The sequence below is a fragment of the Myxococcales bacterium genome, from assembly GCA_016703425.1.
In the GTDB taxonomy this organism is placed as follows: domain Bacteria; phylum Myxococcota_A; class Polyangia; order Polyangiales; family Polyangiaceae; genus JADJCA01.
Genome location: JADJCA010000015.1, coordinates 304,520 through 317,008, shown reverse-complemented (window position 1 = coordinate 317,008; position 12,489 = coordinate 304,520). Strand labels below are relative to the sequence as shown.

Here is a 12,489-nt window from a genome sequence, read left to right as displayed (position 1 = left end):
CGCGGCGCCCGCTCTTGGCTGGTTGCCGAGCGAGCTACGACCTTGGAATCTCGATGAGCGCGAAGGCCGCTCCCTGAGGATCGTCGCACACGGCCACTTGCCGGCCGTCCGGCAGGGTCGTCGGTCCGATCACGTGGCCGCCTTTGTCCGAGACATACGCCGTGGCTGAGCGCAGCTCCGCGACGCGGAAGAAGAAGAGCCACTGGGGATGAATGTGTGGCTTGCCCGTGATGTCGCCCAGCGAGCCGACGATGGGTCCGTCGCCCCACGCAAACGTTTCAAAGACGCCGTGGCCGGGTACGTCGAGGTGGCCCCGCATCGTCATCCCGAAGAGCTCGCCGTAGTCCTTCGTTGCGGTCATCGGATCCGACGTGAGGAGCTGCTCTGAGAGCACGTCGCGCCGCGAGGGCACGACTTCGGAGGTGAGGCCAAGGATCGCCCCGCTGGGATCCCGCAGCGCGTAGCCGTTGCCGAGCAACAGGGCGCGACGCGCGACGAAGGCGGCGGTTGAGGCGGCGACGTCAGGGACAGAGAGCTGCCCGAGCCAGTGCGGCTTCGCTCCTCGTGCAAGCGCGAGCTCGGGGAGCTTGGTCACGTCGGGCGCGCCCTCCTCGAGGACTCCTTCGTAAAACGATCGCGCCGCGTCGACGTCGAGCGTCCGCAGCACCCAGTGGACGAAGCCGGGGGACATGGGGCGACGCTAGAGGAGATCTTGTCGTCGCGCGCGGCCGAGTTGCGATCGGGCCGCCGGGCATCGGCCAGCACGACCGGAGCGCCTGCCGACCGCCGGCCTTTACGTCAGGACCCGCGTGGGATACGAGAGATTGGTTCGCGCCCGTAGCTCAGCTGGATAGAGCGGCGGCCTCCGGAGCCGTAGGTCGGAGGTTCGAATCCTCTCGGGCGCGCCAAAGCCAACATGGCTTTGGCTTGCCGAGAGGAATGGTCGATCACTCGGCTGGCTCGCGCCAGCCTCGTGCGAATCCTCTCGGGCGCGCCCTTGTAAGATACACCTATTATCGCGGAGCGCCCGAGCGGTCGGAATCGCTGCGGGTTCCGGGGCACAAGCCTCCGGAGCCGTCGGTCGAGAGTCGCCGACGGGCGCGCTAGGCCCGGTCTTGAGTCCAAAACCGCGTTCTCTGGGGCAGACTTCTCGGAGAGAAGTGACCCACGGCTCCGGAGGTTGCTCCGAGCGTTTGGTCGGCGACCACGGGTTCCCGGGGGGGACGGGCGGAGCGCCTCGAGACCATCACACGACTGCTCGGTGATGGGGCGATGGTCGTGAGTGCATTAGTCGATCAATGCGCACGCCTGTTGCACCGGTCGGGTCAGGTCCCGGCACGATAGCTTTCCTTGTAGTCCCTCTTGCGTTGACGTTTCTCCGACCGAGCGATACGTCGAGCGCATGTGGACGCGCGAGCCGACATATGCAGACGGGAGGTGGCGCGGGGTCTGGGGCGGGCTCGAGGTGCACAGCACGTGGTATGGCGCCGCAAAGTTCCGCAAGGGCAGTGCCCCGCCGTCTCGCGTTGAGAAGAAGCTCACTTCTCGCACCGAAGCCGTAGCCTCGAGGATCCCGGGCGATGTGAAGCTCGCCGCCGGCGAGCTGGCAAAGCTGTGGAACACGCAGTGGCGAGGAGCCAAGAAGGCGCTCGACGGCACGCACTTCGTGAAGGCCGCAAAGCCGACGCTACTACTCTTCAACGCCGGCGAGACTGGTGACGAGTACATGCTCTTCTTCCCGGTGATGCGCGAGTTCGGGGGGCGCGGGGCGCACCTGCTCGTAAGTCGCGGGGTCCCAAAGTACCTCGTCATCGACACGCCTACGGATGCCAAGGGGAAGCCGACGAAGTCTTGGCTCGGGGTCGAGAAGCAGCACGTGACCCTGAAGTCCGTGCCCGTGAAGTCCGCGAAGACGAGGAGCCTGAAGCCCGCGTCGAAGCCCGCGAAGCCGGTGAAGCTTGGGTGGCAGAAGCCGCTCCGGTTCGACACTGTCTCGAGCGAATGGCGGGGCACCGCGGATCTTTCGGGCAAGCGGCTGCCGGTCGTGCTGCGCGTACAGAGCGATGGGGAGGCCGCGCGCGCGAAGGCGACTCTGCAGCTCGAGGCTCTGCTCGGGAACCTGCCTGCCCTGATGACCGCTATCGGTGCTCGACTCGCGGTGCTGCACGAAGGATCCTGGGCAGACACGTCGAAGCCGCCGGTCGATGCCGTGACTGTGCTCCGCCGCGTGAGGCCGAAAACGCTAACGCTCGACGGCGCGCGCTTCACGCTCTTGTTGGCTGACGGCGGGCTCTTCGCCGGCCACTTCGTCGAGGCGACCGGCGAACGCGGCAAGCTTCGGAGCGTGGGGCTCGTGGGATGACCGCGGATGCACGAGATAGTGGCGCGTGCCCGCGGGCCGTGTCGCTAGAACGTGGTAGGCCGCGCTTCAGAATGAGTCGACGCACCGAGTTGGTGCAACCTACGATTGGACCCCATACAAACCGAGCACTCGCAGACTCTCGATGGAGAACACGCTCAACCCCGCGGTTCTCCATCTGTTCTCTGCATGGTTCCTAAGACCCGAGCGGTTCCCATCAAGACAAAGAGCAGTTCGTAAACGTTATCGTTTGGGGCGCCACTCGATAGCGGTTACGAACTTTGGTGACCCGGGGCTCCGGAGGTCGCCGAAGCGCATGAGCCGCTGGAATTGCCGAGGCGCGGCTCTCACGGCGCTCTCCACAAAGAGCAGGCGGTGCGTGTAGGGTGCACGCGAGTGCTCGGTTTACGCGTCGCGAGGGCGCTCTCCGGGGCAGACCTTCCGGAGGGCGCAGGTCAGTCCGCGCGTAATGCCTGGAGATTGCTCGGGGGGCGATCGCGACGAAGAACGGTCGGTTGTAAACACGACTGAGAGGGGTCCGGGCGTGGCGTGCACCAATTCGCCGGCTCACGACTCGACGCGCGGTGGGCTCGATCTAACGGCCATCGGTTCCGTCGCGAAGGACCTCGACGGCGTCGTCTTCGTCGCAGACTCGCAGCCCGCGCGGCAGGTGGCGAACGTCGACGCGATGCGGCTTCTCGAAGGCCACCCGAAGCTGAGGGATGCGCCCGCGGCGCTTCTCTACACACGCGCGACGTGGCCGATGTCGTGACCGTCGAGGAGATGAACCGCCTGCTCAATGAGCGGGCGCATCCCTTCTTCGAAGGGGAGGCAATCGCCGAGGTCGAGCGCTGGCCCGCGCGCTGCGTCGGCATCGCGCTCGACGAAGTAGTGGTCGAGCTCGTAGCGGGGGATGCCAAGGACCTTTCCGCGTGAGTCGCTCGCGAACCGAACAAGCAGGTTGAGCCATCCGGCGCAGCGCTTGCCCTGCCCTCACCGCGTGCGTCCGCATCGTCTAGCATCGCTTCGTGAGTCAGACGACCCGCCTGACGATTGCGTCCGCGGACGTTCGCGAAAGCAGCATCGTGCTCGTGGTCGGGCGCGAGCGCGTCACCGACGATTGGGGCTGGCCCGGCAAGCGGGAAGCGGAGGCGTCGAATTGGAAACAGCCGTTCGACCCCCAAGCCGCGTACGAGTGGCTCGCGGACTTCGAAGCGATGACGGAAGAGGAGTGCGAGCGTCGCGTCGAGCTGACGGTCGACTTCGACACCGTGCTGGCGCTCGGGCCGTTGACGGGATCCTTCGAACGGTTCGACTTCGAGACGGTCGCCGGAGCCGTGATCGTCGGCAGCGAGCGGGCGTCGGCGCTGATGGTGGAGGAGTCGGGCAAGTGGGTTGAGTGGCCTCTCGAGGAGGGGGCGCGAGAGCCTGACGAAGGTGAGCTGCCGGCGACGCGCGTGGAGAGCGTCGCAAGCGCGGGGGATGTCGCCTTCGTGCTGACGTCGACGGGGATCTTCCGGCGCGAGGGCGGTGGAAGCTGGCATCGATGGCTCGAGCTCGAGGCGCCGGCGGGTCACCGTCGATCCCGGTTCGAGTTGATCTCGGCACGTGGGAGCCATGACGTCGTCCTCGGCGGATCGGGGCCCGAAGTGATGCGCGTGAAGGAACAAGTGACTGAGAGCTGGGGCTGGCCCGCCGGTCGGGTCACCGCGCTCAGCGCGGGTGAGGGGCAGCTGATGGCGGGCACGTCGAATGGTCACGTCCTGCGGCTATCCGCGTCTGGCGCGGTCCAGCCTCTTGCCCAGCTCCCGAGGCCAGTCGGATCCGTGGTCGAGTTCCGCGGGGCGATCTACGCCACAGTTGGGCAGCGACACGATCGAACGCACATTCCGCTGCCACGTCGGGCTGCCGTGAGCGCTCTCTACTCCAACGAATCGGGTGAGTTTCGTCCGTCGAGCGACCGGCACGGCAACAGTCTCACCGTCGCCAACGGGCGGTTGTGGCTCGCTGGCCCAAACGAGTTGCGCCAGTTCGATGGCCACGATTGGGTGAACCATCCGCTCTGGTGAGACGCCACGAACACGGACAAGGCGTCGTGGCCCTCGCGCGCCGAAGACCGCACGCGACGCTGGAAGATGCCGCTGGCGGACGTGCCGAGGCAGAGCGTTCCGTCGAGGGCGACGTCGGCGGAGGCGGGAATCGCCGCCGGGCCGATGGCCGTGAACCCCGTACCGCCCGTCGTGCTCGCGAGTGGCCCCTGCGTCCCGCTCGCGTTGTCTGCGCCCACGTAGATGGACGCGGTGGCGACGGGGTCGACGGCGAGCACGGCGTAACGCGTCGCGACAGGCGTCGAGAGCGCTGCCCAACTCGAGCCGCCGTTCGTGCTCTTGAAGAGACCGGCGCCGTTGGTCTGCGCGTAGAGCGTCGCAGCCGCCTTCGGGGCGATCACGATGCGAAGGACGTTCGCACTGGCGCCGGCGTCGCCGAGCGGCAACCCGCGTTGGCTGCCGCGAAGGTACCGCTCCTGCGCCCGCTGCGGCGGTAGGCTCCAGGTGCGTGCCCTTGACGCCATCCCGACCACCGCTCGCGCTCCTCGGCCCGCCGACCCAATCGTCGCGTACGACGCTGCGCTCGTCTGACCGACCGCGAGCCGAGGGCGACGTGCGCCTCTCGGGTGGGCTTTGCGCCGCATTTCGCCCCGTTGCACCGCTGACGACATCCGCCCCTTTACCGCGCCCCTTCCCCCGCTCGCACATGCCGACCTCAGGTCGCTATGACTTCCTACCCCCCCTCTTGCCGATGGGGGCTGACGACACCTGCGTATGGATCGTCGTTGGAGCAGACTCCCTCTTCCCAGGTGCCTCGCGAGGCGAGGTGCGGCTCGCCTGCGACGATCAACGTTTCGCGTCGCTGCGACGATCCATCACCACATGATCGATGCCGCCGTGGATGGGCCGGCCATCGTCCTCTGGCTACGTGCGGGCAAGCTCCTCTCGACCAAGGAGCCCTTGGTCGTCGAGACGAGAGACTCGTGCGTCGAGGTTACGCCCGAGGGCGTGCGCGAGATCCCCATCGAGCAAGGCGAAGATCAGAGCCGGCGATGTGGACACTTCGAGCTCGTCCCGTACGAGTGGGCCGCGTTCGGCAAGCTCAGGAGGCGGCCCGCGCCGTGAGCGCTTCGTCGGTGAACCGGACAGCTGACGCAGCGCGAGGCGCGAACCGCGGCGCTGTTCTCGTCGATCTGGCCACTCCGCGATGACTTCCTCAACCACGCTCCGCGTGCGGCACGGCGCACCCGAATTGACGCCGTTGCCGCCCCAGCTCGCGCAAGGTTTCAGCTGTACATGCCGTCGGTCGATGGGGTGGACGGTGGCGTGGACGGTGATCGGGATCTGGCCAAGCGACGAAGTGTCGTTGCGACCGAGAACGAGCACAGGCCGCCGCTTGTCCGGTGACGAGAATCGGAACCAGCGCACGTCACCGCGGCGAATCATGAGAGCTCTGGCTCATCGTCGTCGGTCACAGGGCCTTGCGGTCCACGTTTAGCCCACGCGTCCCAAGCGCGTTGTTGTTCGGCAGGCTTCTCTGCTGGCAGATCGTCCACGGCCTCTACGGTGACGCGAAAGCGGCGACCCTCGAGCGCGGGTACAGCTTCGTCCAACTCAATCACGTTGCCGTGCACGACCCCGGACACTGCGGCTGCCATCGCTGCAATGTAGCGCGTCTTCATTCCGCGGCTTGCGAGCCTCGCGCGTTCGACGAGGCGAGCGCGCTACGAGCTGCTCATCGACACACCGGGCAACCCGTCACGACGCAGCGTTACGCGTTCGAGCATGGTCGCTGTGTGGTGCAGTCCAGTCGGCGGCGGAAGGATTTCGATCGGAAGCGAGGCTCGGGCGACGCGCGGTGTGCCACGTTGCGTCGCGCGCGATCTCCCGATCGCATCGCGGGCTGCACCCGCGCGATCCATCGCGCAGGGCGACGTGCGGCACGTGCGTTGCTGATGCCGCGACATGCGCTTCTTCGTACTCACCGTGCCGACGATCATCATCGCAATGGCCTGTGGCGGCACCGTCGCCACGGGGCCCGCGGAGCCAGACGGGGGCGCGTCACGGATTGGCGTGCCGCCGCCCGGGAGCGGGAGGCGCGCCGCCTCGTCGTGCCCTGAAGAGCTCCCGGTGAGCGGTGAGGCCTGCACACGCGAGGGGCTCGCGTGTGAATACGGCGGGGAGGAGGATCCGCGATGCAACGACGAGCGGACGTGCACGAACGGGCGCTGGACGACGACCCGTGCGGGCGCGTGCGCCGGCACCGTTCCGGTCGCGACTTGTCGGGCCGTGCTCGGGCCGCCGAGCGGCTTGCCAGCCCAATGCACACCAGAAGCCATGGGCGCGTGCACCATCGTCGAGGACAACACGTACGTGCGATGTGCATGCGAGCGCGGCACCGACGCGATCGCTCGACACCAGTGCCTCCTTGGGCTCCTCGACGCGGAGTGCGCCTCGCCTCGTCCGCGCGTAGGGGATGGGTGCGCGCGCGAAGGATTCACGTGTGACTACGGCTCTTGCTGGGAAGTTGGCGGCGGCGTCCGCTTACGATGCGTACGCGGGACGTGGGTCCGTGAAGCGCCGGTGTGCGATCGCTAGCCAATCGCGTCACAGATGCCAGCGCTTGCGCGACGTCGTGCGTGTCGATGACGAACGTGCCTTGCACGGATCGACCGGCTTCGGTATCGGCTTCACGATCGTGCAATTCCCACGTGCTCTTGGCGCATCGAATCGAGTCTCGCGTGAAGCGCGTACAACGCGTCTTCGTCCACGCGCCACTCGGGCTCTGCCTTGCGGTGGACCGCGCCCCCGCCTTCTCGATGACGAGATGCCAAACCGGAACGCTCCACGAGGGCGAGCCGTGGGTCACGATGCGCGCGCCGCCGAGGCCGATCTGCGACAGCTGCCCATTGAAGCGCTGAATCGTCCAGGGAGACGCGGCGTTGCTCATGAGGCGAGCGCTTTGCACCTTACGTCGAGGAGCGCTTGAGCCTGTCGTGCGCACGGACGCGCGGTCTGCACCAGCGAGGCTCGCAGGCGGAGGCTCCATTTGCGGTCGGTCTCTCGCTGGGCATTCTGTCCCGTGCTGGCTACTAATGCGATCCGCGCGTCATGCAGCGCGGCGGTAGTCGTGGTGCAGGCCGCCGAGAACGGCGACGGCTCGGATCGAGCCATTGACCTCGGGTGCTCTCGGGATGGGCTGCTCGTGGAGCAAACGGGCTTCGTTGTAGAAGTGCACGTATTCGGTGACGAGGTTGCGGAGGTGTTGCTCCCCCGAAGATGAGGACATGATCGAGCAGCTCGCGACGGAACGTTCCGACGAACCGCTCGGCGAAGGCGTTCATGTTCGGCGCGCGCGGCGCTGTCCGCACGATGCGGACGCCGACACCCTCGAAGGTCGATGCGAAGGCGCCGCCGAACTTTCCGTCGCGTTCGCAGACGAGGACTTGCGGAGCCTGATCCATCGTCGCGTTGCGGGCTTGCTGCGCGCACCACGCGTCGGTCGGAGCGTATGTCACTGCAGCGTGAACCACCGTGCGACGGCGAAGGTCGAGAAAGAAGAGCACGAAGATCTCGCGGAACCGGACGTCGACGGTGGCGGCGACCTCCGCGGCGGCGGCCTTGGCCGTGACGCCGCTGCGGACGAGCGACGCCTCGAGCTCGTCAACGGCGCTCGCCTCAGGACACGTCGCGGTCGCGAGGTGGGAAAGACCGGCGACAGTGGCATGTCGTCGAGTCCCGTAACCCCCGGTCGAACATGCACCTCCCATGAGCTCTTCGTCGCCCCGCTCTACACGAACGGGCCCGCTTTGGATCCATCGACCCCAAGAGCGCTGCGCAGTGTGGAGCTTTGCGTCTCGAGCGACGACGTCTACAAGGACCACGGCCCTTCGCCTTTGGACCCATGACGAATCCTCCTCGCGCGCTGACGTAGCGGCTCAACGCCCTCGCGTGAATCCATCTCCATCCGAGCAGCACTCCCTTTCTCCTCGTGAACGGTGACGCGGAGGTCCATGGTGGGCGCGAGAATCGCAGCCGGGGGAGCACCGAGCGACGGCGAGAGCGCGGCGCGCTGGCCGGCCCGAAGCCTCCGGTCCACCGTGGCCTTGGCGTCGCCGAGCAGCCATGCCGTATAGGACAGCAGTGTAGGTTCCTCGTTGGACGTGAGCACCAAGGGAGGTCTCGTCGGCGGGCACGTACAACGAAACATGCGAGCCATTCTCATGGGCACTCTTATGGCGATCGCATGCACGACGGGGCGCGAACTCCCGCTGTCCGAGGTGTGGAGCCTCGACCTCCACGTCGGGGGCCCAGGGAAGCGCGTTGCCACAACGGGGATATTGGAGAACGTCTCGTCCGATGGTGAATCGTGTCAGGCGGAGCTCGTTGACGAAAAAGAGAGGGTTGAAGTGGGCGCCCGCGGGTCCGTTTGCGAGCAGGTGCGCTCTGCGAACGGACGGCGCGTGAAGGTCGATGGGATCGCGTCACTCGGCTGCATGGAGCTGGACATCAACCTGCGACCCGATGGCGGTAGTCGGCCGTTCTTGGCCATCAACGCAACGCAGGTGCAGCTGGTTCCCTAAGAGAGGAGTGCATTGAGCAGGGTGCGGCTCCACAGCCCGAACCCTACCGTCAGCGCTTCAAGCGACGGCGATGGTGCGGTGGATCGATCCATTAGGAGTGAGCGAACGCGCTTGGTGAGCATGGTATACGCGCGTCATGAGCGATCTGCCGGCCTGCCCGAAGTGTGCGTCGACCTATGCTTACGAGGACGGATCCGGACTCCTCGTCTGCCCCGAGTGCGGGCACGAGTGGAGCGCGGACACCGCGGCGAAGGCGGTCGACGCGGAGGACGGCCCGCGCGTGTGGAAGGACACGAACGGGAACGTCCTGGCGGACGGGGACACCGTCGCGCTCATCAAGGACCTCCCGGTGAAGGGTGCGCCGAAGCCGCTCAAGGCAGGCACGAAGGTGAAGAACATCAAGCTCGTCGACGGCGATCACGACATCGACTGCCGCATCGAGGGCTTCGGCCAGGTGGGCCTCAAGTCGATGTACGTGAAGAAGGTGTGAGCGGCGGAAGCCAACCGCGCCATTCGCAACATGTTTCGGATCGTCTTCTCGTCCACCCCGAGTGCTCCTCGATCGCCTGAAGCGTCATGCAGAGCCTTAGGAGGAAGCGGCAATTGCTAATTAATTAGCGCCCGGTGCGCTCTCGATGCTTGCACCCAGGCCAACAGCAGGGTCGGCGCTGACCCTCCTCCAATTCCTCCTGCGTTCGGCGGATGCGGCGAGATCGGGTCGTCAACTGCTTGGCATCCTCGACCCAGCAGATGAACTCATTGCGGGCCAAAGGCGTGATGTCGATCCAGGCGGCGAGCGCTGCATCGTTCGCGATCAGCGCCTCCCGCAGATCTGCGGGAAGCTTGTGCACGACACCGCCGGGAACCCGCTGGCTGCTCACGGAGCAACGGTAGAAAGGAATGCGCTGGTCGCCAAGGAGCGCGCTCGCTGTCGTCCTCCCGCCCTGGCATGCGGATGAACCCGGTCACGCACCTCGGACGAGTCGAGCTCGGGCTGGAGCCCCAGCGCGGTGAGGCGCTCGAGGGCGACGGCTGAAGGGCTCGTAGACGATCCCGCCGACGGGCACGCTGTTCCGGAGCATCGTCGCGACGAGCTCCACTGGCTTCATCGTCGGGTGCTCCTCGTTCGAGGCGGCTTCGGCACCTCGAACACGCTCGCCTGCGCGTTGTCGCCGTACCAGCCTTCTCGCGCTCAGGCGCGATGGAATGCGTGGCTCGACGAGCATCGCGGTCGGCTCGCATGGAACGCCGAGGCCGGCGCCTTCGTCCCGGCTGGCGGCGCCAACTAATCCCAGAGCTCCCTTGAATGGATGCGTCAGGCGTGATCAAAGGCGGTCATGCCCGCTCCGCATCCGATCGAGCTTCGAGAGCGTGTCGTCCGAGCGTACGAGCGGGGCGGCGAGTCGATCCTCGTCGTTGCCGCACGTTTCGGGGTGGCTCCGGCGGCCCTGCAGCGATGGCTTCGACGCAAGCGCGAGGCGGACACTGTCGCTCCGCACCTCGGGGATCACCCAAAAAAGGGGGCCAAAGAGGATCGCCTGAAAACCGGCCAACGAGGTAGCGGAGGGAGGCGTTGACGAAGTCGCGGGGTTGAGGCCCCACGACGGGATGGGCAACGTCTTGAGCGACGATAAAAAGCAGCAGGTTTTGGCGCTTGGACGACTCGGATGGTCGCTAAGGCGCATCGAGACGGCGACGGGGATTCGGCGCGAGACGTCGAGCAGGTACCTGCGCGAGGCAGGAATTGCCGTGCGTCCGGCCCGGGGATGGGGACATTCAAAACCGGCCAAAGAGCCGATCCCCGAGTCTGATGCGGAAAGCGGGCCTGCAGGATCGGCGGCGCTCGAGCTGACAGGTCCAAAACCGGCCAAAGAAGCGATCCCCGACTCGACCGCCGGCGCGAGCCGCTCGCCGCGGGCGAGCGAGTGCGAGCCTCACCGTGCCTTCATCGAGGACGCGCTCGTGCGAGGCCGGAACGCGAAGGCGATCTATCAGGACCTCGTCGTGAGCCACGGCTTCGCGGCGCGCTACGCGAGCGTTTCGCGCTTCGTGAAGAAGCTCCACGGCACGCGAGAGCTTGAGGCGCACCCCGTGATCGAGACGCCGCCTGGCGAGGAAGCGCAGGTCGACTACGGCGAGGGCTCGATGGTCCGCGACCCTGCGACGGGAAAGTACAAGCGCACGCGGCTCTTCGTGATGACGCTGGGGTACAGCCGCAAGTCGGTGCGCCTGCTTTCGTGGCGCTCGAGCGCGCAGATTTGGAGCGAGCTGCACGAGCGAGCCTTTCGGCGTCTCGGCGGCGCACCGCGCGTGACGGTGCTGGACAACCTGAAGGAGGGCGTCCTCGCGCCGGACATTTACGACCCGGCGATCAACCCGCTCTCGATCAACCCGCTCTATCGAGACGTGCTGATGCACTACGGCGCCGTGGCGTTGCCTTGCCGCATCCGGCACCCGGATCGCAAAGGCAAAGTCGAGTCGGGGATCGGGCACACGCAGCGCACGGCGCTGAAGGGCCTTCGCTTCGAGAGTCTCGAAGATGCCCAGGGCCACCTCGACCACTGGGCCGCCCGGTGGGCAGACACGCGGATCCACGGGACGACGAAGCGTCAGGTTGCGGCGATGTTTGCCGAAGAGAAGCCACACCTCTTGGCGCTCCCTGTCGAACCGTTTCGCTACTACCGCTACGGAAAGCGCACGGTGCACCTCGACGGGCACGTGGAAGTCGACGGTGCGTACTACTCGGCGCCGCCCGGCACCATCGGACACGTCCTTGCCGTGCAGTGGGACGACCGGCGAGTGCGGATGCTAAACGCCACGGGAGAGCTTCTCCGGGAGCATGTGCCGCAGGCGCGCGGCAAGCACCGGACCCACGAGGCCGACAAGCCGAAGAGGACGCCCGCGTCGACCGAGCAGCTACTCGCGCGAGCGCGCGGTGCAGGCAAGTCGGTGGGCGCCGTCGCCGACGAAGTCCACCGCCGCGATGGGGAACTCGGGGTGCGCCGGATCGTGGCGTTGGTCGGGCTCGTGAAGAAGCACGGCCCCTTCGCCGTGAACGATGCGTGCGCCTTCGCTCTCGAGGTGGGCAACGCGACCTATCGCTTCGTGCGCCAGTACCTCGAGAAACAGCGAGGGCCGCAGTTGGCGCTCAAACAAATCGATCCGCTCATACGCGACCTCACGCACTACCGCGATCTCATCGCGCAAAGGACCCAGGAGACAGCATGAATCTCATCGAATTGACCCACGCGCTGATGAAGCTGCGCCTCGGAGGCATGGCGGCCGTGCTCGAGTCGAGGCTGTTGCAGGCGCAGACCGAGGCGCTGGCGCCCATCGACATCGAGCGCCGGCGCGGCGCGAATCGCTGCGAGGTTCACGGGTTGCCGCTCCGGAGCTCCGGAGCGGTGGGGCGCAGGTTCGTGGTCGGGCACGAGAGAGCCGGTTTTGGGGTCGAAAACGGCGGCCTCCGGAGAAGACTTTTCCGAGACCGAGTGACCCA

At 66.7% G+C, this 12,489-nt stretch carries 16 protein-coding genes and 1 tRNA gene; 13 read left to right on the top strand and 4 right to left on the bottom strand.

Features of this window, described 5'->3' with window-relative positions:
- Positions 1–34 precede the first annotated feature (34 nt).
- The gene (locus IPG50_28350) at positions 35–691 is read right to left on the bottom strand and encodes a hypothetical protein (GenBank protein MBK6696090.1); all 657 of its coding nucleotides are present in this window, start codon (positions 689–691) and stop codon (positions 35–37) included.
- A gap of 140 nt (positions 692–831) precedes the next feature.
- Here IPG50_28350 and IPG50_28345 point away from each other — a divergent pair.
- The 6 genes from IPG50_28345 to IPG50_28320 all read left to right on the top strand — a co-directional run bounded on the left by IPG50_28345 (position 832) and on the right by IPG50_28320 (position 5,532).
- Positions 832–908, top strand: a tRNA-Arg gene (locus IPG50_28345).
- A gap of 494 nt (positions 909–1,402) precedes the next feature.
- Positions 1,403–2,362, top strand: a complete 960-nt coding sequence (locus tag IPG50_28340) for a hypothetical protein (GenBank protein ID MBK6696089.1) — start codon at positions 1,403–1,405, stop codon at positions 2,360–2,362.
- Positions 2,363–2,903: 541 nt separating this feature from the next.
- Complete coding sequence (locus IPG50_28335; GenBank protein MBK6696088.1) at positions 2,904–3,131, top strand: hypothetical protein; 228 nt, start codon at positions 2,904–2,906, stop codon at positions 3,129–3,131.
- Positions 3,116–3,295: a hypothetical protein gene (locus IPG50_28330; GenBank protein ID MBK6696087.1), complete on the top strand. Its 180-nt coding sequence runs from the start codon at positions 3,116–3,118 to the stop codon at positions 3,293–3,295. The genes IPG50_28335 and IPG50_28330 overlap by 16 nt, the downstream gene beginning before the upstream one ends.
- Before the next feature lie 92 nt (positions 3,296–3,387).
- Complete coding sequence (locus IPG50_28325) at positions 3,388–4,428, top strand: hypothetical protein (protein MBK6696086.1); 1,041 nt, start codon at positions 3,388–3,390, stop codon at positions 4,426–4,428.
- A gap of 861 nt (positions 4,429–5,289) precedes the next feature.
- The gene (locus IPG50_28320; GenBank protein MBK6696085.1) at positions 5,290–5,532 is read left to right on the top strand and encodes a hypothetical protein; all 243 of its coding nucleotides are present in this window, start codon (positions 5,290–5,292) and stop codon (positions 5,530–5,532) included.
- Between the two features lie 317 nt (positions 5,533–5,849).
- Here IPG50_28320 and IPG50_28315 read toward each other — a convergent pair whose 3' ends face one another.
- Positions 5,850–6,065 (bottom strand): hypothetical protein, encoded by a 216-nt coding sequence (locus tag IPG50_28315; GenBank protein MBK6696084.1) that lies wholly within the window; start codon positions 6,063–6,065, stop codon positions 5,850–5,852.
- Between the two features lie 307 nt (positions 6,066–6,372).
- Here IPG50_28315 and IPG50_28310 point away from each other — a divergent pair, with 307 nt between their 5' ends.
- Entirely contained in the window at positions 6,373–7,005 is a 633-nt protein-coding gene (locus IPG50_28310) for a hypothetical protein (GenBank protein MBK6696083.1), read from the top strand.
- 494 nt (positions 7,006–7,499) lie between these two features.
- On the opposite strand, the gene IPG50_28305 is transcribed toward IPG50_28310, so the two are convergent.
- Complete coding sequence (locus tag IPG50_28305) at positions 7,500–7,925, bottom strand: transposase (protein ID MBK6696082.1); 426 nt, start codon at positions 7,923–7,925, stop codon at positions 7,500–7,502.
- A 6-nt stretch (positions 7,926–7,931) separates the two neighbouring features.
- Here IPG50_28305 and IPG50_28300 point away from each other — a divergent pair, with 6 nt between their 5' ends.
- The 3 genes from IPG50_28300 (at position 7,932) to IPG50_28290 (ending at position 9,480) form a co-directional block, all read left to right on the top strand.
- Complete coding sequence (locus tag IPG50_28300; protein MBK6696081.1) at positions 7,932–8,315, top strand: hypothetical protein; 384 nt, start codon at positions 7,932–7,934, stop codon at positions 8,313–8,315.
- A gap of 255 nt (positions 8,316–8,570) precedes the next feature.
- The gene (locus IPG50_28295; GenBank protein ID MBK6696080.1) at positions 8,571–8,990 is read left to right on the top strand and encodes a hypothetical protein; all 420 of its coding nucleotides are present in this window, start codon (positions 8,571–8,573) and stop codon (positions 8,988–8,990) included.
- Between the two features lie 136 nt (positions 8,991–9,126).
- On the top strand, positions 9,127–9,480 hold the full coding sequence (locus tag IPG50_28290) for an alkylphosphonate utilization protein (protein MBK6696079.1): 354 nt from the start codon (positions 9,127–9,129) through the stop codon (positions 9,478–9,480).
- A 124-nt stretch (positions 9,481–9,604) separates the two neighbouring features.
- On the opposite strand, the gene IPG50_28285 is transcribed toward IPG50_28290, so the two are convergent.
- Positions 9,605–9,871: a YdeI/OmpD-associated family protein gene (locus IPG50_28285; protein ID MBK6696078.1), complete on the bottom strand. Its 267-nt coding sequence runs from the start codon at positions 9,869–9,871 to the stop codon at positions 9,605–9,607.
- 129 nt (positions 9,872–10,000) lie between these two features.
- On the opposite strand from IPG50_28285, the gene IPG50_28280 reads away from it, so the two are divergent.
- The 3 genes from IPG50_28280 to IPG50_28270 are packed head-to-tail and all read left to right on the top strand — an operon-like array spanning position 10,001 to position 12,218.
- Positions 10,001–10,279, top strand: a complete 279-nt coding sequence (locus IPG50_28280; GenBank protein MBK6696077.1) for a hypothetical protein — start codon at positions 10,001–10,003, stop codon at positions 10,277–10,279.
- Between the two features lie 48 nt (positions 10,280–10,327).
- Positions 10,328–10,567 carry a helix-turn-helix domain-containing protein gene (locus IPG50_28275; GenBank protein MBK6696076.1) on the top strand — a complete coding sequence of 80 codons (240 nt, stop codon included), beginning with the start codon at positions 10,328–10,330 and terminating at the stop codon, positions 10,565–10,567.
- Between the two features lie 31 nt (positions 10,568–10,598).
- The gene (locus IPG50_28270) at positions 10,599–12,218 is read left to right on the top strand and encodes an IS21 family transposase (GenBank protein MBK6696075.1); all 1,620 of its coding nucleotides are present in this window, start codon (positions 10,599–10,601) and stop codon (positions 12,216–12,218) included.
- Positions 12,219–12,489 lie beyond the last annotated feature (271 nt).